The sequence below is a fragment of the Gallaecimonas mangrovi genome, assembly GCF_003367375.1.
Classification (GTDB): Bacteria; Pseudomonadota; Gammaproteobacteria; order Enterobacterales; family Gallaecimonadaceae; genus Gallaecimonas; species Gallaecimonas mangrovi.
In genome coordinates, this window is sequence record NZ_CP031416.1 from 2,890,080 (window position 1) to 2,914,448 (window position 24,369).

The following is a 24,369-nucleotide window of genomic DNA, read 5'->3' on the forward strand; positions in this document are numbered from 1 at the left end:
AAAGATATTTCTGCTTTTCATCCTTTTACCTCCGTTTCCTAAATCCCAACACCGGGTGAAAGTGCCAGCCTCGTTCGTTGTCTGGCAGGCGCACCGTGGCAAAGCGTTTGGCACAATCCTCCAGCGGCATATCCAAGGCAGTTGCCAGGGCGCTAAGGGCCACCAGCAGATCGGTTTCTGCCCAAGGACTGACCCTCTGGCCACTGAAAATGCTGTGGTCGTCGTAGGTGAGCAGGCTGTTATCGACTGGAATGGGTTGCCATTCCTTGGGCATGAATTCGTAACAAAGCAACTGCTGCTGGTCGTCATCGGCTAAAAACACTAAGTCGCGATAACGCCGGTTGTCTTCACGAAAGGGAAAGCGCTGGGGCAGCACCCCGGTTAAACCGATGTGGGGAATGGCCCAGCAACTGTAAGCGCCCAGCGGCGGCACTACCGGGGTGCTAGCCCCTCGGCGGCCAGGCGTCACCGAAGGCACGCTGAGGTTTGGGTGCATCACATCGCGAATGCGCTGGTGCTCCAAATCCACCAACTGGCCACTGGGGTTTAATGGCGCGGGTTCCAATAGCCTTGGCCGGGCATCAATAACGCGGTATTGGGAAGGCTGCAAAATAGCGCCGAGGCGATGCGCGTGCAGGCGATGCCCAAGCGATTCGTATCCGGGCCTGCAAAAAGCTGGCTGGCGAGGCTCAGCCAGGTGTTTAAGGTTGGTGTCGAGAATAAGCAGGTTAGCTGCCTTGGCGGCCCCAAAGCGATGGCGGCGGATGCGCCCGGCCAGCTGAATAAGCGAGCGCATGGAAGAGGGCTCGGCAATGGCCCAGTCGTAATCATGGTCGCGGCCCACTTCGGTAACCGGGCTGCCTAGCACCACAAACAGCTGCTGCGGCTCGGGATGGTTGTCGAGCCGCTGGCGTATATCCGCTAACGCAAATACCGCATCCGGGTCACGCCGGTTAAGGGCCGAGTCCAGCCGGTGCTCGATGGCCGAGCGCAAGAAAAGCGGAAACTGCGAGTGATACACGCACAAATGCAAGCGCCAACCGGCAGGCAGTTCGGCAGCAAAAAGAGCCAAGGCAACCTCAATCAGTGGCTCGATATTGGCCAGGCGAATAAGCCCGAAGCTGACGCTTTTCTCGCTTTTACGGTCTGGCTGGCCGTGGGCAGCATGCAACTTTTGCATGTGTTCAATAAGTAAAGGTGCCAGCATTTCACCGGCTTTATCCCGAGGGACTGGCGCCGGTGGCAAGGCAACTAATGCCCCAAGGCGCCGGGCCTCGTCTTCTGCCAGTTGCCGATAGCGTTTGCTGGCAAAGCTGTGATGGGCTTTAGCAAAATCATCAAGGGCCGGGCAGTCGTTATGCTGGGTGCGGTGCTCATCAACCCAGGCGCAGCAAACATCAAGCGGCGTACCCAGCTCGCCCCGGTATTGCTGGTAGGCCTCGCGCCCCTTCAGGTAAGCATTGAACAACCCTTCTACCAAGGCAGGGGGCAAGGTGGCAGAAGATAAAATCACCCGCCGCCCCAAAAGGCCGGCCCAATACACCAGGCGGGTCAACCCATGGCAATCGGCTAAATCAAAGTCGTCCGGCTCATCGAGGATAAGGTCGCTACTGAGTAGCCGCAGCATCGGCAAAATGTGGTGGCCACCTCGCAAGCTCTCAGTGGCAGGCATCAGGTGGTCGATGGTGCATACCAAGAGCGGGGCATCCAGTAACTGGCGGCTACGCCCCTCAAGCATCAGTCGCGTTAATAGGGGGTGGGTTTGGCCATTGCCTTCAAAATACAGATGGTCCTGCGGCTCTGATAACGATGCCGCAGAAGCAGAGCCATGTTGCTCGGCCTGGTGCTGGTAGTGTTCTTGTAAATCGCGATGTGCTTGGCCGCCAACCAGTACCGCCAGTTCGTGTTCGCCAAGTTGCAAACGCTCTCGCAGGGCCTGGCCGGTTTGCAAAGTGAGGGTTCTAAGCCCTAAGGCAACGGTAAAGCGGGCGCCGCGCAAAGGGTCAGCCAGGGCATAGGCGATACGGCCATTGGCCAGGGTTTTACCGCAGCCGGTAGAAGCCATGTTCACTACAAAAAGCCCCTGTTGCACCGAGCGTTCCCGAAGAGACAGCGCCAGGTCTGCCGCTTTGTCTTGCCAGCGAAAACACGGGTTTTGGCTGCGTTTTCGAAGCCCTTTGTGCCGAGCCAGGGCTGGCAAGTGGCGCTCAACGCCTGCCAGTGCATGGCTGACAATTCCGGCTTGGGCACAGACCCCCAGCAGGTGCTCGTCCAGTGGCTGATTGAGCTCGCCCGTTGCCCTTAGGGTATTGGCATAAAGCCGGTAGCCAGGCAATGCCGAGAGGCGACGCGGGTCCCGGCAGCGGCTTTTATCGGCACTATGGGTAGTGACCCCCAGCGATGAATAGTAGTGGTCAGCCAGCATCAAGCAGAGCCGCGAAAGATGCATGACATAGGGGCTATCAAGCCAGCGCTGCGGGCTTTCGTGCTGCTGGGCCAGTTGCAGGCGCTTGGCGATTCGGGCGGCCTGCTTTTGCCAAAGCGGGGTAACAACCGGTAGCTCGTCATCAAAGTGCCAGTAGCTTTGCAGCTCATTGGCCGCGGCGGTCTCGACAATCTCATTCCAGCGGGCGTCGATTTTACTGAGTAGCTGCTGAAGCTGCTGGGCCTGAAGCTGGTCGTTTTTACGGCCATAGGGCAGTTGCTGGTCATGCTGGTTGTAGGCAGGGTAAGCCGGCAGCCGGTGGTGGCTTAAGATAAGCCAGCCAATGGCGCTGGCCAGGGGCGGCATCTTGGTAAAAGGCCTATCGCAGTGGCTGTCTAGGCCGTCTTTTTGCAGATTGGCAAGCCAACGGGCATCGTCCTTTGGTGAGGGTTCTACCAGCCTTTGCAACCACAGCTCATCGCTATCGGTGCCAACAAAAGCCTGAAAAAGACGCAGCGATATCCACTCATGGCGATAGCGATTTCGCTCGCTCAATTGGCCTTTAAGGCGGCGCTGAAACGCCAGGCAAGCTTTACCTAAATCGTGCATCAAGGCAGCCATGGCCGATAACAGGTAAATAGCCTCGCCGCAGTGCCAGTCGTTCTCGTCATCTGCACGCAATACATCGCGGCGGGTGATGTTGGTAGGTACCGCGCCTTGCTCGTTAAAGCGCCCGGCATCGCCCACTATCCAAACCAGTTCACTGTGGTCGTGGCCACGGATCCAGTGGCAGGCCACAGCGGTATTTCGCCTAGCAGTTTTTCGCAGCAGCTTTCTTAACGTATCAAGCCCCGCTTGGGTAATGCTGGTTTGCCAAGTGCGGCTACCTCGGCGCTCGGCAAACTGGTCGAGGATACGGCGGCTCTCGGCCAAGGCTCTTTTGTCACATTGCGCGATCAGCAGCACGTTCATAGGGCCGCTTCCTGCCCCAAGGTGGTAGCAATTTCCTTGAGGTGGTCAATCATGAAATCCAGCGCTTCGCTCTGGGTCAAGCTCTCGATACAGCGCTGACGAAACTGCTGTTCGTCGTCCCCTTGCATGGCGCTGATAAAGGCCAGGGGCAAAATAGTGGCGTCTTTAACCAGATCGGCCACATCAAATACCAAGCCGCCACGCCGGGTTTTGCCGTGCAGCACTGCCAGCCCATGAGGCAGGCCTAGCACCCAACAGGCCGTTGCTCCCAAGCCGTAAGCCAGGTAGTTGCCGTGGTCAAGAAAGCGGTTGGCAGGGTCGGCACCGGTGCCGTTTTTGGCTCGTACAAAATCGCCATAGCCGGTGGCTTGGGCGGCAAGTTTGAAGAGCAGCTTGGTCAGCCGCGCTTCTTCCGTCAGTAAGGTGGTGTGGTCCTGGGCTTTGAGCACATCGGCTTGCGCCCTAGCCAGGGCCTGTTCCAATGGCGCTTTATCCAGTTGAAAGCCAGCATTGTGCAGCGCCTTATCCCTCAACCACTGTGTTTTCAGCCTGTTAATTCGTGCCAACTGCACATTTTTGGCCGCTTGCAAACGCAGTGCGTCGTTAAACCAAAACCGCACCCAGGCTTGTAGGTATTCGGTAGGCCGGTACTCGCTTTGCGGTGAGAACCACGCCACATCCATGCCCATTTCCGTGCCGCTAAATAGCGGCGTCCCCCCACCGCCACAGAAACCGACCATCACACCAGCTTTAGCCAGCTCCCGCATCGCCGCTTGAGTAACCGAGGTGCCGGTGCCTAACAACACCGTTGTGGTATTGGCGATAGGAATATTCCAATAGAGCTGACGCTGGCCTTCGTCGGTGACGTATTCCACCCGGCCACCATTGACCAGCACGCGGCATTGCTGCAGGTAATAAAGGTTGGCCCTTTTGGAATGCAAAATGGTCTTCATGTCCGACGGTGTAAAATCTTGCATCAAAGCATCTCCCGCTGTGTCACTGCACCTTACCCTCTCCTAATTTCTTGCCAACACTGTGGTTTTTCACATGTCGCCTTAGGCGACATGTCAGTTGCCAAAGAGCCAGGGTTTAACCTCGTCAATATTGGCGAGAATAAGCTGCTGGGCGGCGGGATTGCCGTCGAGCATCTTGGTGTGGATGTGCATATCCAGTAACAGGTAGTTGGCAAGGGCGGCGCGGCTTGGGAGCAAAAGCTCACCGTTTGCCATACCGTAGTCGGCAGCAAGCGCAGCTTGTTGGGCAGCGTTTAGGCGCGGGTCGGGTTTGATGCAAAGGGTGATGTGGGTGTGCCAGGCAATGTCGTCTGGCAAGGGGGTCAAGGGCTTGCCCAATAGCTCGGGTTCGCCGCGAAAACGGCTTAGCACAAAGTCGCGGTAGCCCTGGCTTTGCTCGCACCATGCCCGCAGGTGCCAGCGCTGGGCAGTTTTGATAAAACGGGTGGGAACTATCACCCGCCCTTCGCGGCTAGGGTTGGTGACGCCGAGGTAGTCCACCTCCAGCCGCTGCTGCTGGCGAAGGGCTTTGACCAAAGGGCGAATAAGCCGGGCGCTGACCCGGCGCGGGGCAAGCACAGTATTCCCCGACGCCAAATGGTAGGCCGCTTTGGGCACCAGGCTCGGGCGCTGCTGGGCGGTCACCCAGTCAAGGTATTCGCCCACATCGCCGCTAAGGAGCGCAGGCCTAAACCTCTCCGTAGGCACATAGCCTTTGGCCGAAGCGCTATAGGTCAGTTGATGTGGATAATGGGCGCGGTAACTGGCCAATTCCTTGCTGGCCTGCTGGCGACCAATGGCAAGGAAATGGCTCAAATGGCCGGTGGTGACCCGGCCTTCCCAAAAGGCAAATAGCTCTATGAGCCAAAAGCGTTGTTGCAGATTTTTCGCAAGCGAAGGTAATAAGGCATCCATGCAGCATCAGGCTTTTTCCAAAAACATTGAAAATACTATGCCCTTCGCTGTTTTTTATAAACCTTTAACCAGGGTTGTTATTCACCCTTTTAACGCATTAACCCAGTCGGCCACGGCGTCGCCGCTGGACAGGCTGGGCTGAATAAGGCCGTCAATCATAAAGGTGGGGGAAACATGAATGCCGTTCTGGCGGGCATATTTGCAATGCCATTTGATTTCCCGGTCCAGCTCGGGCAAATCAAACGCCTCGGCCAACGCTACCCCTGAGTATTTTTCAATACGCTGAATAATGTCGTTCGGGGTTGCGGTGCGATTGGGGCCAATGCAGTGCTTTTCAAACTCAAATTCTTCGCGGTGGTCGGCCACGGCCTGCAGCACCTTTTTGGCTGCGGCTTTACCTTCTGGCAAGGTTGAAGCAGCCAGAATGCAGCGCACAATAACCCCCGAAAACAGGTGCCAGGGCTGTGATTGCAGGCGAATTTTTACGGTGATGTTCTCTTCGCCGGCTTCACTCAGTAGTTCATCAAGCTTATTAAAGGCCTTTACCGAAAAGGGACAGGTAGGTTCTAAAAAGACCTCAAACACCTTCGGCCCTGTGCCCCAGCTCAGGGGCTTGGCTTGCCAATCACTCATCACATTATCCTCGGTACAACACGATACAACTGTGCCTTCACACTACTGCCGTAACCATTTGAAATTCAATAGCACAGCAACAACTTGTGCTGGGCAATACGCCATTAAAAAAGCCAACCCGCAGGTTGGCTTTTTTCATTATTGCGCGGCAGCTTATTGCTTCATTTTGGCGCCAAGCCAACTATCGGCTTTAAGCGCCTTACGGGCCTTGGCTACCTCATCGCTGGTGACCGCCGGGGCGGCATTGCCCCATCTGTTGCGAATATAGGTCAGCACACCGGCTATTTGCTGGTCAGACAGTTTCCAGTCAAAGCGCGGCATACCGGCGCCGGTGGGGTTACTGGCAGTTTTCACGCCATCGGCCCCGGTCAGCACCATGTGCACCAGGCTGGCAGGGCTATTGGCATTCACCTGGGCGTTTTTCACAAAGCCCGGGATCATGCGGTTTACCCCTTCACCACTGCTGATATGACAAGCGCTGCATTGGCTGTTGTATACCCGTTTACCCAGCTGCATTTGCGCGTTACTGGCAGTTAGCGCGGCGGGCGCTTGATGGTCACTGGCAGGCTGCGCTTTTAAGTAAGTGGCAATGGCGTTTAGGTCACTGTCGGTCAGGAACTGGGTAGAGTTATGCACCGCTTCAGCCATGGGGCCAGTGGCAACACTGTTATGGCCAGCGCCGGTTTTCAGGTACTGGGCAATATCAGCGGTGGTCCAGTTACCCAAACCTGTATGCGGGTTGGGGGTAAGGTCCGGTGCATGCCAGCCCGACAGGTTGCCGCCTTGCAAGGTGGCACTGGAATCGCCACCCAGGGCATTTTTAGCGGTGTGGCAGGCGGCGCAGTGGCCCGGGCCTTCCACTAAGTAAGCGCCGCGGTTATAAGCCGCGCTCTTACCGGCTTGCGGGGTAAAGGTGGAGGCGTGGAAGAACAGCAGGTTCCAGCCACCCAGCAACCAGCGCTGGTTGTAGGGGAACGGCAGTTGGTTTTCCACCACCTTGTTTTGCACCGCGGGCACGGTTTTCATATAGGCCCAGATGTCGGCCAGGTCCTGGTCGGTCAAGCGGGCATAAGCGTTATACGGCATTGCCGGGTACAGGTAACCGTGGCTGCCTTTACCGTGACGCACCGCCCGGTCGAACTGCTCTTGGGTCCAGCTACCGATACCGGTGCTTTTATCCGAGGTAATGTTCGACGACAAAATGGTGCCAAAGGGCGTGTCGATGGGGTAACCACCGGCAAAGGGTTTGCCGCCTTTGGGGGCGGTGTGGCACGCCACACAGTCCGAGGCGGTGGCCAGGTATTTACCCCGCGCCACCTGCGCTTTTAAGGCATCACCGGTCAGGTTCTGCTGCGACTCGGGGTAGCTTTTGTGAAGGTCGTACTGAATAGCAGCGATGTAAATCACCAGGGCCGCAACGATCAGCACGCCAACGAGGGTCAGTGTCTTTTTCATTGTCAGCCTCCTACCGCACCAAAGAGCCGGGGTTTTTGATGTAGTCGTTGATGATGTGGTGCGCTGTCCACAGGGTAAGCGCCGCTAAGGTTTCGGTGGGGTTGTAACCGGCGTTATTGGGGTAGGACGAAGCGCCCATTACAAAGACGTTGTGAGCGTCCCAATGTTGCTGGTAACGGTTTACCACCGAGGTATTAGGGTCCAGCCCCATGGCGGCGCCACCGATGGTGTGGCCGGAATCGTACGGGGTGTAAGGCGAGTTGTGGCTATCGGGATAGGCCTTGGTTTTCCAGGACTTAGCACCGGTTTTGGCACAAATTTCTTTAACCCGTTCGTGAATGTACCGCGCCATGCGGCGGTCATTCTCGTTGTAGTCAAAGGTCTGGCGGATAAGCGGCAGGCCGTATTCGTCCTTGTAGGTTGGGTCCAGGCTCAGGTAGGCATCAACATGGGAATACGAGGTGCCCTGCCCCTGAATTTTGGCGTAGTTCTGGTAGCTGTGCTTAAAGGCATGCTTCCACTCAGAGCCCCATTTTTTGGTGCCCTCGGGTAGGCGGTCGGTCATGCTAAGCGGCGTGGCCTGGTCCGACAGCGACTGAATACCGGCGCCGCCCAAAAAGCCAAGGCCGGTGTGGTCAAAGTTGTCACCGTTAAAGTTATCAATACGGGTTGCCAAAGCGCCGGTACTGATAAAGGGGTTTAAGGCTTCGTCTTCAAAATACAACCAGGCGTAGTTCATGGTTTGGAAGTTGTAGCCGCGGCCCACCACCCCCTCTTGACGAGCATGGTCATAAGGTTTGCCCAGCTCAGAGAGCAGTAACAACCGTACGTTATCCAGCTGGAAGGCGGTCACACAAACAATGTCGGCTGGCTGAAAGCCGGTATCACCGTTGGAGTCAATAAAGGTAACCCCAGTGGCGGTTTTGCCGTCTTTGGATTTTTCAATTTTGGTGACGGTGCACTCGGTCAGCAGCGTCATGTTTCTGCGGTCCATTAAGGCGGGCAGCACGCAGATATTGGGCGAAGACTTGGAGAAGTTGCCACAGCCGTAGAAGCCACAAAAACCGCAGTAGGTGCAGGGCGCAAGCTCGATCCCCAGTGGGTTTTTATAAGGGGCGCCAATGGTGCCAGCCGGAATGGGGAACGGGTGGTAGCCCATCTCGGTGGTGGTTTTATGGAAGATGTCGTTCCAGCGAGAGCGCACCAGTGGCGGCGTGGGGTATTCGTTGGTACGGCTGCCTTCAAAGGGGTTACCTTTACCGGTTTTTTTACCGTTGATCACCCCGGCCTCACCGGAGATACCAGCGATTTTTTCAAAGCGGTCGTAATGCACTTCCAGGTCGTCGTAAGTGACGCCCCAGTCTTGAACGATAAGACCGTCAGCCAGCTTTTCGTTGGGATAACGCTCTTTTACCCGGGTCGCCATGGTGAAATCGGCCGGGGTAAAGCGCCAGGAGTTAACAGCCCAGTGGGTACCGGCGCCGCCAACATTGTAGCCTTGTACCCAGTAGCTCCAGTCGCGAATGGGACGCGCGGTTTGCGAGCTATTGTTGCGATAAGTCACCGTTTCCTTGCTGGGTGGACGCAGCATTTCGCGGCGGCGACCATAGCGCAGTTCGTCGGCAGACAAGGTGGGGGTGTAGTTAGTATGGGTGTCGTGCCAAGGGCCTTGCTCAATGGCGACCACATTCAAACCAGCGCGAGTTAATTCTTCGGCGATCAGTGAACCGGCCCAGCCAAGTCCAACCACCACCACATCGGCCTTTGGCCTTTTGTAGTTCATGTCGATGCTCTCTATTTTTTAGGTTTCAGCGCGAAGGGATTGGCTTAGATAGGGCCAACCAAGCTCACCGGCTCTAATTCAATTTTTTTGCCTTTGATGTGCACCACATCGCGATAGTCGTAACGGGCACCAGGGAAGCCAATCATCTTCCAACCCACCATGCCGCGGTTACCGCCGTAGATGGGATCAGCGAAGAAGCCTTCCTGCACGTTGGCCAACAGATGCGAGAACATCTTTTGTGAAGGGACTTTTTGATAGGGATGTTTACCGGCTTCCATCTGCTCAAGGTAAGTGTCCTTGTCTTGGTCAGACAGCTCGGTAAAAGCTTTGCCGGTGGATTGGCGGCAGTGGCTGTCAATCTCGGCCAAGCCTTGGCGATAAATATCAGCAGGTACCATGATGCTTTGGTCACCGGCTTGTGGAATGCCTTTTTCCACCGGACCACCGCGGTACATCCAAGTACCTTTGCCATAGTTGCCAGCTAACTGGTGGTCGATAAAGGTCACGCAGCCTGCTTGGGTAGCACCGATGCTCAGGTCATCAGCGGGGATCAAACGGTCAAACAGAGCGCTTACCAGCTTGGCTTCATCTTGGGTGAAGAACACCAATTTGCTGGGGTCGACGGGTTTAGGAAGGGGAGTGGTTGCGGGTTGCCATTTGGTGCCGCCTTCAAAGACCTTTGCTTCGGCCTTTCGAGGTTTGAGCACGGTGGCTACCGTTGCGGAGCCAGCTACAACTAGCCCAGCTTTAAGGACATCACGACGCTTCATGTCTCATTACTCCTGACTTTTCATTTTTTATTTATTTCTAATGTTTTGAATTCTTTTCTAACGGTTACTCTTTTCTTTTTTATGCGGACAGATCAGATAGGGAGAACATTAAAAATTAATCTTTGATAAAGATCTCATAAAAGACTTTTTTGCAGGAATGAATAAAACATAAAATTAACAAAGCAAAGCGATAACCCAACTGGCATAAACCCGTTGATAAAAAAGGAATTAAACAATCAAAAACAATAACTTAAAAACAAACACACCTTAATAAAGATAACCGATGATTTCATTGACCTTCTTTATTATTTTTCTATTGTTAAAAATAAAAGCAGCAATTTCTTTCATCTATATGAATTTAAGACTTTCAATAACCACAACAATAAATTTAACTTTTAAAATTTATGTAGCAATCATTTTTCGCCGCTGCCCACGGTTTTTATTACAAACGCCGACCCGAAAATAAAATGGATTTTGGAAAGCAGAAAATAAAAAAACAGCCATTAAAAAAGCCAACCCGCAGGTTGGCTTTTCCAAATTAACCGAACGGTTTGTCGATAGAAACCGCGGGCTCGGTGAACCAGCGCGGGCCGCTGTCGGTCATGTAGAAATGGTCTTCAAGGCGCACCCCAAACTCACCGGGCACCACAATCATCGGCTCATTGGAAAACACCATGCCCGATGCCAACGGCAGCGGGTTGTCTTTAACCAGATAGGGCCATTCATGAATATCCATGCCCAGACCATGGCCGGTGCGGTGCGGCAGCCCCGGCAAGGTGTAATCTGGCCCCAGGCCGTCTTCTTCTAGTGCCTTGCGCGCCGCAGCGTCAACGTCGCCACAGGGCTTACCAAGCTGGGCAGCAGCAAAGGCGGCCAGTTGCGCTTTTTTCTCCGAGGCCCAAACCGCTTTTATTTTATCGCTGACCTCGCCAAAGGCGTAAGTGCGAGTGATATCAGATAGATAGCCTTTGACCTTACAACCGGTGTCAATCAGCACCAGATCGCCTTTTTTCAGCACTTGCGGATCTTTAACCCCATGGGGGAAGGAGCTGGCAACACCAAACAGCACAATACAAAAGTAAGAGCCGCTGGCCCCCACTTTTTGGTGGGCCTGGTTGATAAAGCGCTCCACCTCAAGGGTGGTAATGCCTTCATGCAAAATGCTGGCAGCCGCCTTGTGCACTTCCATGGTCATGGTCATGGCTTTTTGAATAAGGGCAATTTCCGCCGCTGACTTGTGCATGCGGCAATGGGCGCTGACCTCACCACCATTAATGATGTTGAGCGCTGGCGCGGCCTTTTGCATGCCATCAACCATAAAAAAGGCGGTGGCTTCATCAACAGCCAGGGTGCTACCGGCAAATTTTGATACCAGCAATTGATAGGGGCTTTCGTGCTCATGCCAACCATAGATAGGGGCATCAATCAGCAGCCGCTCTTTAATCGAGTCGATTTCAAAATCGGGCACCAGGTAGCAAAGCTCACCCTGCTGGGTCAGCAAGGCCCCCACCAAACGTTCGCTGGGGTACCAATCCAGGCCGGTGAAATAACTTAAGTTGGTACCTGCGTTTAAATAGAACGCATCAATGCCTTGGGCCTGCATGTAGCGCGTGGCTTTTTCAATACGGGCCTGGTGCTCGTCAAGGCTGATAGCCTCGGCGTCGGTGGTCATGTCTTGCAAATCGGCAAGCGCCTGCTCGATGCTTTTTGTGCCAATACCGCTTGAGGTCATGATTTTCCTTAGTCGTTGCAAAGGCGGCCCTTGGGCCGCCACTCGTTAGATAGTTTGTTGATGTTTAGGCTTAAACAGCAGCACCCCGAATACCGGGCCGGCGGTGTTGCCTTTTTGTGGCTCAAACCGCACCTTGATGCTGTCTTTGCCTTGGGTCAGATGTTCGGGAATGTCGTATTCCACGTCGAAGAACTGCCCTGGCTTGTTGAAGTTCAGGGTCTGGGTGGCAATGCGCTGACCGTCTACCAGTATATAGAAGACCCGGTTACGCTCCTCGCCCCAATAGGTGGCCTGCAGCTTAAGTGGGCCGGGCGCCGTTTTAAAGGTAAAGGAGAAGAAACCGCCGGTGCGGGCATCACGGCCATTGCGGCCCCGGTACACCACCGGATAACTGATCTCAGACTCCAGTTTATGGTCGCGCTCGGCCTGCATTTCCCCTAGGTGCATGACATCAACCGAACGGGCAGCCAAGTCTTTCAAACGCTCTTGCTCGGCAGCATAAGCCACTTCTTCCTTGGCCCACTGGGCATCGTCAAAACGTTTAAAGTACACGGCGCTGCGGCGTTTATGGTTGGCATAAAACGGCGAGAAGGTCATGTCGCCGGGGCGACCAATACCGTCGGTTTTATACTCAAGTTCACTGCTTTGGGCTTTAAAGGCGCCCAGCAAATCGCTGCCCACCAGCGCCGGGGCGGTGCCGTCAAACTTGTCGTCAACGCTACCTAAGTCAGCGGCCATCACCAAAGGCCCACGCAGCACCGCAACGACGCTGTCATCACCTTGGGTACCTTCCAAACGCAGCTTCATCGGTAAATCCAGGGTGACCTTGTCACCGGCTTTCCAGCGTTTTTCCAAATACACGTAGCCCTTGTCTTGGCTGGCCTCTACCGGCTTGCCGTTAACCTTTAGTTGCCAGTCGTCGCCAGCCCAGCCAGGAATACGCATCGCCAGTACAAAGGCCTTTTCAGCCTGGTCGATATTGAGGGTTATTTGGCCGTCGTTGGGGTAGCGGGTGTCGAGGGTGAAAGCGGCCTGGCCGTTTTGCCATTTGGCTTTACTGGGAATATAGAGGTTTACAAATAAGGTGTTGGCGCTTTCCCAAAACACCGAGTCGCCATGCTTGGCGTTACTTTCCATACCGGTACCGGTACAACACCAGAAGCTATCAAAGGGGGTGGAATGTTCCCGCACTGCCCCTGACATCAGCGGCATCATGTAGGTCACCATGCCAGACTCAGGTTCAATTTGCGCCAGAATATGGTTCAGGTGGTTACGCTCATAAAAGTCAAAATAAGCGCCATTGATGTTCCAGCTATAAAGGTGGCGGGTGAGCTTGAGCATGTTGTAGCTGTTACAGCCTTCACAGGTTTGCTCGGTAATGTGGTTGGCAATGGCGTCGGGTTCGTAGAAGTATTCCCGGTCAGCATTACCGCCAATCACATAGGAATGATGCTGGGTAACCACATCCCAAAAAAAGCTCGGCGCCGTGCCTTTACGCACTTCGCCGGTTAGCTCGTGAATACGGGCCAGGCCAATCAGTTTCGGAATTTGGGTGTTGGCGTGCAGGTTTGCCAGCTGGTCTTTTTTATCGGCTAACGGGTCTAACACCTTGCGGTGATAGAGCTTCTCGGCCATAGCCAGCCAACGTTTGTCGTTGGTGCGGGCATAAAGCTCGGCAAAGCTTTCATTAATGCCGCCGTGCTCGCAATCAAGCACCTTTTGTACCTGGGCATCACTGAGCGGTGCAAAAACCCATTCAATGTATCCCCCCAGTTTCACGCCAACCGTAATAGCCTGGTCCAGGCCACAATGCTTGTGGGCGTCCAGCAAACCGGCATAGAGCTTGTGCCAGTTATAAAGCGGCACCCAGCAACCGTTTAAGTCAAAGCCCGCGGAGCGAATGTCGCCGGAGCGGATCTCGGGGAAGATTTCTTTGCCGTCAACAATGGTTTTGTCTTTGCGCTTACGGGTAAAACCCGCCACATAGCCATCACCTTGGGCATTTTGTACTTCGGTAAGCTCATCGATGATGTAAATCAGCCGCTGCTTGGCCCGTTCGTCACCGGTTTGCGAATACAAATGCGCCAGTGCCGACATGTAATGGCCAAGGCTATGGCCGGCAATGGTGTCTGACTCCCAGCCGCCGTAAACGGCGCCTTTGGGCTTTAAACCGGCAAACTCGCGGAAGTTATGCAAGAAGCGGTCGGGCTCGAGTTCAAACAGGTAGCGAGTGTTTGCGTCCTGCGCGGTTTTAAAGGCGGAGGGCTGTAGCCGAATATCGCGCAAGGGCAACGGTTGAGCCGTTTTCGGCAGCGGCTTTGCGTCGGCGACTAAGGCCGTTTTTTGCCCAGAGCAAGCAGTGAGTGAAATAGCGGAAAGTGCCGACAATGCTGCAAGTGCGGAAGCACCTTTTAGTACATCACGGCGGCTGGTGTTCACACAGAGTTCGCACATATTCGGCTCCAGGGTGATTTTGACCCGTTGTTGGCGGTCTTTTTATCCAATGAATTATACGGTATACGATATATAGACTAACAATCTAATTCAAGGAGGTAGACGTGATGAAACTATCAACAGTACCCAGAAGTCTGTTGCTGACCTCATTGCTGGCAGTTTTACCCGCTACGCAGGCAATGGCCTCGAGCGCTGATGAAGCCTTTAAAAAGCTCTATACCAGCGAGTGGAAATGGCGAGAGTCACAGCAGTTAGTTGATGATGAAAGCAGTAACAGCTTTTCAAGCTCACTGCCCCATGTAGATGAAGCAACTCAACAGGCGCATCTGAAATATTGGCAAGGTGTTGAAGCCAAGCTGGCCAAAATTGACCAAAGCAAACTCACTTACAAGGACGAGGTCAGCTACAAGGTTTATAAAGAACAGCTTGATACCATGATGACCGACATCAAGTTCAAGGTGTATCAGCGCCCCCTGTCTGGCGATACGTCTTTTTGGGGTGATTTGACCTACGTTCCCCAAAGTGATTTTCACTCCGAACAAGATTATCGTGACTACCTAAAATGGCTGTCGAGCATGCCCCGTTATTTCGATGAAAACATCGATAACATGCGCGCCGGTCTAAAACGCGGTTTTACCCTGCCTAAAGTGACATTAAAAGGCCGGGACGTTACCGCACAAACCGTGGTTGATGCCAAACCGAAGGACAACCCGTTTTTCGCACCGTTCACCCATTACCCGGCCCATATGCCGAAAAGCGTGCAAGACGAGCTCACTAAAGAAGGCCTTGCCGCAATGGCCAAGTACGTTATTCCGGCTCATGAACACGTGCTGACCTTCTTGCGAAAGGAATACATTCCTGGCGCTGTTACCTCGATAGCCGCTTACGACCTGCCTAACGGTAAAGCCTTCTACCAGTCGCAAATCAAGGAATACTCCACCCTTGATATGACGCCTACCCAGATCCACAACATCGGTCTTGAAGAAGTAGCCAAAATACATAAGCGTATGCTTAAAGTGATGCATCAAGTGCACTTTAAAGGCGACTTGCATCAGTTCTTCCATTTCTTGCGTACCGATCCGCAGTTCTATGCCAAAACCCCGCAAGAGCTGTTAAACCACGCCGCCTGGATAGCCAAAGAGTTTGACGGTGTTGCCGACAAATGGTTTGGCCGCCTGCCACGGCGCCGCTTCGCCATAGTGCCGGTACCGCCCGATATCGCGCCTTTCTATACTGGTGGCCGCGGTGGCCCTGGCATCTATCTGGTTAACACCTACGATTTGCCGTCTCGCCCGCTCTATTCTCTGCCGGCGCTGACAATGCATGAATCGGCCCCAGGCCACGCCTTCCAAATGCCTTTGGCACAAGAAAACAAAGATTTGCCGGTGTTCCGCCGCAATTACTTTATTTCAGGCTATGGCGAAGGCTGGGCGGTGTATTGCGAGTCTTTGGGTGAAGAAATGGGTATTTATCACACGCCATATGAAGTGTTTGGCATGCTCAATTACCAAATGTGGCGCGCCGCACGTTTAGTAGTGGATACCGGTATTCATGCTCAAGGCTGGAGTCGCAAGCAGGCCCAAGATTACCTACTGCAAAACACCTCGTTGTCCAAGCATGAGATAACCACTGAAGTAGACCGTTATATCGCCTGGCCTGGCCAAGCAGTGTCTTACTACTTAGGTGAAATGGCCATTAAAAAAGACCGTGCTCGCGCCGAGAAAGCACTAGGTCGCAAATTTGATATCCGTCACTTCCACGACACCGTGCTGCAAATGGGTTCGGTACCGCTGGACGTCTTGTCTGCGCGTATCGACAAGTTCATTAAAGACGGTGGCCCCTCCCCTTATAAGGACTAAAAAATGCTAGAGAATGTTCGCAGTCACAGGAGGTGTGCCTGCGGCATTCTCCTGACATTATCCGTTCTAGGTTTAAGCCCGGCCGCCATGGCCAATTCCTTGGCCGGGCTTATCAACCGCTATCAACACCTTGAGCAAGACAACCCACAAAGCTGGCCTGGTTTGGGCAATAACAACCAAGCGCAGAAAAAGGCCGGGTTGCAGGCATTGCAAAGCGCCGTTAACGCGCTGCCCCGCCAGCACTTATCCTTTTCTGAAAAAATGAGTACCAAGGTGCTGACCTGGCGGCTTAACACCGAGCTGCAGGCGCTGGCATTTCATAGTGACCGCATCGCCTTTGATAACGGCGATGGCTTTTTTAATACCGCCACCTATACCGCCCAGGTCACCCGTATTCAAAATCCGAGCGATGCCCAGCACTGGCTTGACCGGCTGCAACAGCTGCCGGCTTACTACCAGCTACAAATGGCGCGCATGCAAAAAGGTATCGACAGCGGTTTTACCCAGCCAAAACCAACGGTGACATCGGTTATTAACATCCTCAGCGCCCGTATCAAGGCGCCGCTAACCCAAAGCCCACTGTTGGAACCCATTGACCATTCAACGGCCCTGAGCGCCGCACAAAAAGCCCAGTGGCGGGATAAAGTGGTGGCGCTGTTAGCCGCCAAGGTGCGCCCCAGTGAAAAGGCACTACTGGCCTTTTTTAAAAACCAGTACCTGCCCCATGCCCGGCCCAAACTGGCGGCACGCAGCCTACCCAATGGTGAGCGCTACTATCCGTTTTTGGTGCGTAAAATGACCACCACCGACATGACACCCGCTGAGGTTTTTGCCTTAGGGCAAGGGCAAATCAAGGTCATTCGGGCGAAGATGCAAGCCATTTTGGCAGCGCAGGGCTTTGATGGCAGCGTCCATGACTATGCCCAAAAGCTGCTCAATGACCCCAATAACTTTGCCGCAGATTTACCGACCTTTATCAAAGATGCCCGCGCCGTGGGTAAGCAGCTTGATTACCTACTGCCCCGTTACTTTGGCCGCTTGCCAAGGCTCACCTGGGGCATTGAACAAAAACCGCCGTCATTGGATGCGTCTTCAGGTGGCTACTTCCTTGGCGACCCGAAAACCGGCAACGCTGGCGCGGTGATGGTGGGCACCCAGTCTTACCACGACCCGCTCTTTAGTCTGCCGGCCTGGGTGATGCACGAAGGCGTACCCGGCCACCATCTGCAAATTGCTCTGGCCCAGGAAAATAGCGCCCTGCCCTTTTTCCAACGCAGCGACGATGTCACCGCTTTTGTCGAGGGATGGGCACTGTATTCCGAAACCCTGGGTAACGAAATGGGTATCTATGACACCCCAGCCAAGCGCTTTGGTCAGCTTTCGATGCAAATGTGGCGCGCTTGTCGCTTGGTGATGGATACCGGTATTCATTGGTACGGCTGGTCGGCCGCCAAGGCCCGCCAGTGCCTTGCCGACAACACCGCGCTACCGGCAAAGGTGATTGATGGCGAAGTACAACGCTACATTGCCTGGCCCGGTCAGGCGCTGGCCTACTACGTGGGGCAGATGGCGTTTGAAAAAGCCCGCCAGCGGGCGCAAGCGGCCTTGGGCGATAAGTTTGATATTCGAGCCTTTCACGACGCGGTGCTGCAAATGGGCTCGGTGCCGTTAACGGTGCTAAGTGCTGTTACCGATCACTTTATTGCCACCGGCGGCCGCGACCCTTATTCCACGATGTAAATTTTCACTCCTTTTTTATATTCAAAGCAAAGGTCAGCCAGTCGCTGGCCTTTGTTTATTGGGGCCAATTTCAAAATGTGAAATTTATGAGGACGCCTTCGTGGCCATTCTGGCACTGCCCTGGCTGTTTTGTTAGCAGGTCACAAGGGTAACCCCTCGCTAATAAAGGCTTTCAGGCTTTTCACCACAACAAGACAAGGGTCTTTTGCGGCACATTTAAAAATATCTCAGCCAATCACAAAGTTTGAACCCCATCAGATTATATAACGAATATCGTATACTATATTTGACATACGGTATCTCTCCGTGCAGATATTAGACAGGTCAGGTGAAGGTTTTTTGCTTCCTTGCAACAGAAGTGAAACGAGTCTGACATCAACGACTGCTAAGCAAGAGGGAACCCATGAAAACGAAAAGACCTATACCAAAGGGGGTTCTGACTATTTGTGCATTGCTAGGGACCACAACGCCATTTATTACGATGGCGCAATCATCCGACGCTGCTGAAAGTCAGGCTCAAAATCAGGATATCGCGGTAAAGTCACAATCTTCTAAGCAACCAGAGAAGGTCAGCAAAGAAAAAGCTGATAAGAAAAAAGATACCGAAACCATCACTGTTACCGGCACCCGTATTCAACGGGCGGAGTATTCCTCCAACAGCCCGGTATCCACCATTGATGCCAAAGAAATGAAAATGCAGGGCACCACTAACGTGGAAGAAGCCCTGAGCCGCATGCCTCAGTTCACTGCCGATAACGACGAATACGTCTCTAACGGCTCAGACGGCACCGCGCAAATCAACTTGCGCAACCTAGGTTCAAACCGGGTACTGACCCTCATTAACGGTCAACGCATTCTGCCCACCATGGCCATGGACATGAACTTCATTCCATCGAGCTTGGTAAAACGGGTTGATGTGGTGACCGGCGGCGCTTCTGCGGTATACGGTTCTGACGCCATTTCGGGTGTGGTTAACTTCATCATGAAGGACAACCTGCAAGGTTTTACCTTCGACACCCAAGCCAGTACTTACCAGCACAACAACGACAATAGCGAAGTACGCAGCATCGTTAGCGATGCCGGTTACGACAACGCTGACAGCTCGGTATGGGATGGTGAGAAATACAACTTCAGTCTGGCAGGCGGTACCAACTTCTTAGATGGCCGCGGCAACATCACCTTCTACGGTACTTACCGCAAAACCAACCCGGTAACCCAAGACCAGCGTGACTATTCTGCCTGTGCGCTCTCTGCCAATAGCTCACTGAACGGTTATGCCTGTAGCGGTTCCAGTAACAACCCCTATGGTCGTTTCTATGTGCTAGACGGCGATAACGCCGGCGCCGACCTTGCCAACGCCAAAGACGGTTCTAAAACCTTCAACGACTACGACAGCAGCTACCTGTACAACTATACGCCGCTTAACTACACCCAACGTGAAGATAAGCGCTACACCGCTGGCTACATGGCCCATTACGACTTTGATAATGGTACCCGCGTTACCAGCAGCGTAATGTACATGCACGACCGTAGCTTCTCGCAGGTGGCGCCATCTGCCCTGTGGTTTGGTTCTGATTTCTCCATCAACTGTGACAACCCATTGATGAGCGACCAGCAAGCCGAGGCCCTTTGTGGCAGCGCTGCCGGTACCAGCACTGATGTCAGTACTTATGTGGGTTATCGCCTGGACGGTGAAAACTCGCGCCCACGCCGCGACGACTTGCAGCACAGCGATTACCGTTTCACCTTGGGTGTGAATGGTGACATCACCGACAACATCACCTACAACGCCAGCTACCTGCATTCAGAAGCCCATTATTCTGAGCAGTATCAAAATGACGTTGACCAAACCAAAGCGGCTAACGCGCTGTTAGCGGTCACCGACAGCGACGGTAATGTGGTGTGTCAATCGGTTGTTGATGGCACCGACCCTGACTGTGTGCCCTTGGATGTGTTCTCGGCGGAAGGTAGCAGCATGTCTGATGCCGCCCTTGACTACATATTGACCACCAGCGAAACCAACAGCAAACAAACCATGGATGTCTACAGCGCCTACAGCCAAATTGATTTGGACGGCTATGGCATCAAGGTACCTTGGGCAAACTTGGGCCCAGCGTTGGTTGTAGGTGGTGAGCACCGCCGTGAAATGTACAAATTCAACGCCGATGCCGTTTCTATCGACAACGGTTATGAAAACTCCTACGGCGTTATCAAGGTTGACGAAGCCTACACCGAATTGGACGTGCCTTTGGTTGAAGACGCCCCTGGCGTGAAATACTTAGGTGTGAACGGTGGTTATCGCTACTCTTCCTACAAAAACCACGATGACGAAGGTGACGACAGTAAGTACAACGCCAATACCTTCAAGTTTGAGCTGACTTACGCACCTAACGACGACGTACGTTTTCGCGGTAGCTTCAACAAAGCCATCCGTGCCCCGAACGTCACCGAGCTGTTTGCGTCACAAAGCCTGGGTAACTACTCCGGTACTGATCCCTGCGCCGGCTCTGATCCTACAGCCACCATGGCCGAGTGTGAAAACACCGGCGTAAGCTCCTCTCAGTACGGCAGCATTGTTGAGTGTCCTTCTGACCAATGTGTGGCCCAATACGGTGGTAACCCTGATCTGAAACCGGAAACCGCTAAAACCCTGACCTTGGGTGTGGTTCTGACACCGCAGTTCATTCCGAACTTCAGCCTGTCTATCGACTACTACCACATCAAAGTGGACGACTACATCAGTTCGGTCGACCCCACCTTGATCCTCAGCCAATGTCTGAACACCGGCGACAGCTACTACTGTAACCTGATTCACCGTAACCCAAGCTCTGGAGCCCTGTTCGGTACCACCGGTTATGTTGTGTCTACCACCCTTAACACCGGTTACCTGCGTACCTCCGGTTTTGACGTTAACACCAACTACGACCTCGACCTGAACGGCCTGGGCTCGTTGAACTTCAACCTGGTAGGTTCACTGCTGACCGACATGACCACCGAGCCACTGCCTGGCTACGGTAGCTACAACTGTAAAGGCCTGTACGGCCCGACCTGTGGTCTGCCTCAGCCAGAATGGCGCCACAACGCCCGTGTTAGCTGGTCTACCCCTTGGTACGACCTGGACGTATCACTGATGTGGCGTTATATCGGCAAAGTTGACCTGTCCAGCAACACTGACAACCCGCTGCTGGCAAGCGACGACACTTACTATGTGAGCGATCACATCGGCTCATACAGCTACTTCGACCTGTCGGGTTCCATGCCGGTAACCGACAACATTCAAGTACGTGCCGGTATCAACAACATGTTTGACCGCGATCCGCCGATCATTGTCAGCGATGTCGCTACCTCTTACACCAACGGCAATACCTACCCCGGTGTTTACGATCCTTTAGGTCGTCAAATCTTCCTGGGCGTAACTGCCAAGTTCTAAGTCAACAACCGTCATGACTTTAGGCCCCTTTAAGGGGCCTTTTTTTTGTTCAGTGCTCCTGGCCCCAAGCCGTTAGTGGCGCTGCTAAAAGCGAGCAGCCACCACTGCCTCTTTTGCCGGCAAGATAGCCAACGATTTGGTGCCGGAAAAACGGGCTGCGGTAACCGCTGACCCAAAAGCCTGGCAACCGGCTTTTTGGGCTAATAAAGCCCCGTAAGGGGCTTATTTTAAGAAGATTAACTATTTATGAATTTTGCATTTCAACGCAAAAAAGCAGCCTAAGGGAGGTTTACTACTGCCAGCCACATTCGCTCCATAGACGCTGCCAAACGGGCAGCCTGGCAAAATTCAGGCAAGAAAAAGCCCCTGGATAAGGGGCATAAATAGTCATGACGGTTGTGTATCATCAACATTAAGCGACCAAGGCTGACCAGAAGATTAAAATTTATGCACTTTGCGGCATCTTTTCTTGGCTATAGCTTTTTCGGCCGCAATAAAAGCGTGTTGCTGCCTTGTTTGAGCGGCACCTGATAACGCCCGGCCAGGGTGTTAAGGGGGCGACTCGGCTGATACAAAGGACCGTAGGCATGAATGTTAAGCGCCGCATGAGGCGTTTGGGCATCTGGACCATTAAAGGTTACCAGCACAGTGCCGTCAGTGCGGTATTGCACGGCTTTAAAGGTGCCAGCATCAAGCGTTAAATACAGCTTCAGCGGCGCAATATAAACCCGGGTTTTAAAGTCATCCTTAGGCAGCAAGGTTATGCCGTCTGCCGCCGTTGTTACCTCGCCGCCAAAACCTAACCAGCCCAGTTGCGCGTCTTTTACCAAGTAGCTACCAATGCCATAGGCCTGGCCAAAGAAGTTAGAGCCGTAGTCGCCGGAATAAGGGTCGAACTTGAGCATATCCGGGAAGCTATGAAAGGCCGCCGATGCAAAGCCTTTTTGGTCAATATTGGTCAGACTGCCCATCATGCCGCCGTAGCCAACCCGCAACAGATACAAACTGGCGGGGTTACGCCGGTAGCTGTCGAGTAGCGGCAAGGCATTAATGGTGGAACCGTAGTGGTGTAATTGCCGCTCAATACGGCTGAATTTACCGGCGTAGAGGAAATCCCAAAAACGCCGGGCGCTGCCGTTATAGCCCCAGTGCGGCTGCGTTAGGTCGTAGCCCAGAATAACGTCACGAGTTTCATCGGCTTGCTGGGTGTCGCCAAAATAGCGCATCCAGGCATATACCTCTTCCTGGCCGGTTGAATCCCAAGGCATTTCACTGCCAAAGGGGTATTTCATACTGGCCCAATGGTCGGCGCGTTTTTTCATGACCGCTTGCAGTTTGTCGGCTTCGCTGTTCATGCCTTCATGGCGAAGGTCTTTTAAAATAGCGACAAAAACGTCCCCTTCCATCTGCCCAAACTGGGTGTAGTAAGGCGCCAGTGTCATCATGGCCATGGTGGTGTGGTAGGCCTGATTTAGATACCAGCGCCAGGGGTGCGCTTTAACCAGTCCTTGGTGGAAACGCGCCAGACGATAAAGCACCCACTGCGCCGCAGCTACATGGGGGTAGTTAAAGGAACGCTCAGGTGACGCGGCGTCCTTTTTATTCCACGAGGTCCAGCTGGACCAGTCCAGATTTTTGTCGTACTGGAAGTTAGGCAGCGCCTTGGGGTCGTAATAAAAAAGGCTCTTTTTCACGCCGTACTTATAGGGCCCACTGGCGTATTGCAAGTTGCCGTCCAGCACCTGGGTGTAGAACTGTTCAAACTTCGCCACTTCCCCGGCGTTTGGCTGACCAAGCTCTTTCATAATGGCCGCCAGCCAAGGGCCAGCACCGCCTTCGTCACTAAGGCCTGCTATCCACACCCGTGAGTCTTGCAAAATAATGTGCTTGGCTTGGTTGTCGTAGCCCATAACCGAAGGGCCGCGGCCAAAGGGGTCATTCTTGCCCTGATACCATTGCTGGTTATAAAGAAAGTGGCCCATTTTACTGACCGCCGTGGCCATAGGGTCGGTCACAAAGTAGTGGATACTTTGCTCGCTACCGTCTTGGTAGTGCACCGTGAGCCGCGCCCGCCCCCACTTTTTGCCCGCCACTTTAAAGTGATGCCAATCGCCCTTGTCAGCACCCTGGCTGACAACCAGCGCCCCTTTCGGGGCCACCGTCATCGAGGTGATAGCACTGGGGGTATCAAGGAACAAGTCCGCAGGCAAGTCCGTTGGCACCACATAGCCAGGAATACCCACCGCTACCGGCCGCTGCTGGGCTTTTAGGGTTGCTTCAATGCCTTTAATGGACGGCGACAACACAAAGCGTACTGCCGTTTCCATGCTGGCGCCCGGTGCCAGCCATTTCGCCGTAGGCCGGTTCCACTGCTTAACACCCTGCCACTCGGTATCGCTGAAGCCTTTGCTGAGCACCATCCAGTCATAGAACCCCTCAAAGGTGGTGGTTCTGTGGGTCGGATCGTTGAAAATCAGCGGCTTGCCATCAGGCTGGGTTTTATCTAACAGCGGCATCCAGTTTTCAAGGGGGGCCTGTTGCTCGGGCACCACCAGCAGAGTGGGCCCCTTGCCATTAAGGCGTGTGACCTGCACATAGCCAGCATCCATGCCCATGTAAGGCTCGGTAAAGCTGGCTTGTTCGTGGGCTTGGTCAAGGGTGCGGCCGGTGATGACATTATCAAACACCATGGGGATGCCAAGGCCACCAATTTCAATGCGCTGCGCGGTTGGGTTGGTTAGGCGAAACCGCAGCACCAAGGCACCCTTTTCGACCAGCCAGTCCCGTTCGACCTTAAGCGGAATACCCTGCAGGTCAGCGCTGATATCGCTGGCTGCCAGCACCTTGCCCTTGGCGCTAAGGACGTTAACGCCATGGCTGGTAAGCGCCGATGAATAGTCTTGCCAGGCACCTTTACCGGCTATGCGTAGCCTGAGGTCAATATCCCCCAGCCGGTAATAACCGGGGCCACTGTGGGCGCGGCTATGGGCGGCAGGCAGAAAATCAAAACCTCCGGCACCTTTGGGCTGCATGGAAATTAAGGTTTGCGCCTTGTCATCCAGCTCCAAGGTAAAGTGCGGGGTGTCTAAGGTTTGTGCCAGCGCCTGCTGGCTTAACCCCAGTACCAACAGCCCAAGCAAGTGGCGTTTTAGGGTGAAAGGCTTTGTTGTCATGTTGTGCCCTTTGCG

The 24,369-nt window shown here is 53.9% G+C and carries 13 protein-coding genes; 3 read left to right on the forward strand and 10 right to left on the reverse strand.

Features of this window, described 5'->3' with window-relative positions:
* Nucleotides 1-25: 25 nt before the first annotated feature.
* From cas3f to DW350_RS13930, 9 genes are all read right to left on the reverse strand, one after another.
* On the reverse strand, nucleotides 26-3,397 hold the full coding sequence (cas3f, locus tag DW350_RS13890) for a type I-F CRISPR-associated helicase Cas3f (RefSeq protein WP_115719508.1): 3,372 nt from the start codon (nucleotides 3,395-3,397) through the stop codon (nucleotides 26-28).
* Nucleotides 3,394-4,374: a type I-F CRISPR-associated endonuclease Cas1f gene (gene cas1f, locus DW350_RS13895; RefSeq protein WP_115719509.1), complete on the reverse strand. Its 981-nt coding sequence runs from the start codon at nucleotides 4,372-4,374 to the stop codon at nucleotides 3,394-3,396. Before cas1f ends, cas3f begins: the two co-directional genes overlap by 4 nt.
* 90 nt (nucleotides 4,375-4,464) lie before the next feature.
* A complete protein-coding gene (locus DW350_RS13900; RefSeq protein ID WP_115719510.1) occupies nucleotides 4,465-5,325 on the reverse strand; it encodes a BrxR family helix-turn-helix transcriptional regulator in 861 nt (286 codons plus the stop codon).
* 81 nt (nucleotides 5,326-5,406) lie between these two features.
* Complete coding sequence (locus tag DW350_RS13905; protein WP_115719511.1) at nucleotides 5,407-5,958, reverse strand: DsbA family protein; 552 nt, start codon at nucleotides 5,956-5,958, stop codon at nucleotides 5,407-5,409.
* A gap of 153 nt (nucleotides 5,959-6,111) precedes the next feature.
* A complete protein-coding gene (locus DW350_RS13910; protein ID WP_115719512.1) occupies nucleotides 6,112-7,413 on the reverse strand; it encodes a c-type cytochrome in 1,302 nt (433 codons plus the stop codon).
* A gap of 10 nt (nucleotides 7,414-7,423) precedes the next feature.
* Nucleotides 7,424-9,196: a GMC family oxidoreductase gene (locus tag DW350_RS13915; protein WP_115719513.1), complete on the reverse strand. Its 1,773-nt coding sequence runs from the start codon at nucleotides 9,194-9,196 to the stop codon at nucleotides 7,424-7,426.
* A 44-nt stretch (nucleotides 9,197-9,240) separates the two neighbouring features.
* Nucleotides 9,241-9,966, reverse strand: a complete 726-nt coding sequence (locus DW350_RS13920) for a gluconate 2-dehydrogenase subunit 3 family protein (protein WP_115719514.1) — start codon at nucleotides 9,964-9,966, stop codon at nucleotides 9,241-9,243.
* A gap of 538 nt (nucleotides 9,967-10,504) precedes the next feature.
* Nucleotides 10,505-11,698: a M24 family metallopeptidase gene (locus tag DW350_RS13925; protein WP_115719515.1), complete on the reverse strand. Its 1,194-nt coding sequence runs from the start codon at nucleotides 11,696-11,698 to the stop codon at nucleotides 10,505-10,507.
* A 45-nt stretch (nucleotides 11,699-11,743) separates the two neighbouring features.
* Nucleotides 11,744-14,152 carry a glycoside hydrolase family 127 protein gene (locus DW350_RS13930; RefSeq protein WP_115719516.1) on the reverse strand — a complete coding sequence of 803 codons (2,409 nt, stop codon included), beginning with the start codon at nucleotides 14,150-14,152 and terminating at the stop codon, nucleotides 11,744-11,746.
* 107 nt (nucleotides 14,153-14,259) lie between these two features.
* On the opposite strand from DW350_RS13930, the gene DW350_RS13935 reads away from it, so the two are divergent.
* From DW350_RS13935 to DW350_RS13945, 3 genes are all read left to right on the forward strand, one after another.
* Nucleotides 14,260-16,011 carry a DUF885 domain-containing protein gene (locus DW350_RS13935; RefSeq protein WP_115719517.1) on the forward strand — a complete coding sequence of 584 codons (1,752 nt, stop codon included), beginning with the start codon at nucleotides 14,260-14,262 and terminating at the stop codon, nucleotides 16,009-16,011.
* Nucleotides 16,012-16,098: 87 nt separating this feature from the next.
* Nucleotides 16,099-17,751: a DUF885 domain-containing protein gene (locus tag DW350_RS13940; protein ID WP_192954686.1), complete on the forward strand. Its 1,653-nt coding sequence runs from the start codon at nucleotides 16,099-16,101 to the stop codon at nucleotides 17,749-17,751.
* A 481-nt stretch (nucleotides 17,752-18,232) separates the two neighbouring features.
* A complete protein-coding gene (locus tag DW350_RS13945) occupies nucleotides 18,233-21,181 on the forward strand; it encodes a TonB-dependent receptor (protein ID WP_115719519.1) in 2,949 nt (982 codons plus the stop codon).
* Between the two features lie 473 nt (nucleotides 21,182-21,654).
* Here DW350_RS13945 and DW350_RS13950 read toward each other — a convergent pair whose 3' ends face one another.
* Complete coding sequence (locus tag DW350_RS13950) at nucleotides 21,655-24,354, reverse strand: DUF5695 domain-containing protein (RefSeq protein ID WP_115719520.1); 2,700 nt, start codon at nucleotides 24,352-24,354, stop codon at nucleotides 21,655-21,657.
* Between the last annotated feature and the right edge of the window lie 15 nt (nucleotides 24,355-24,369).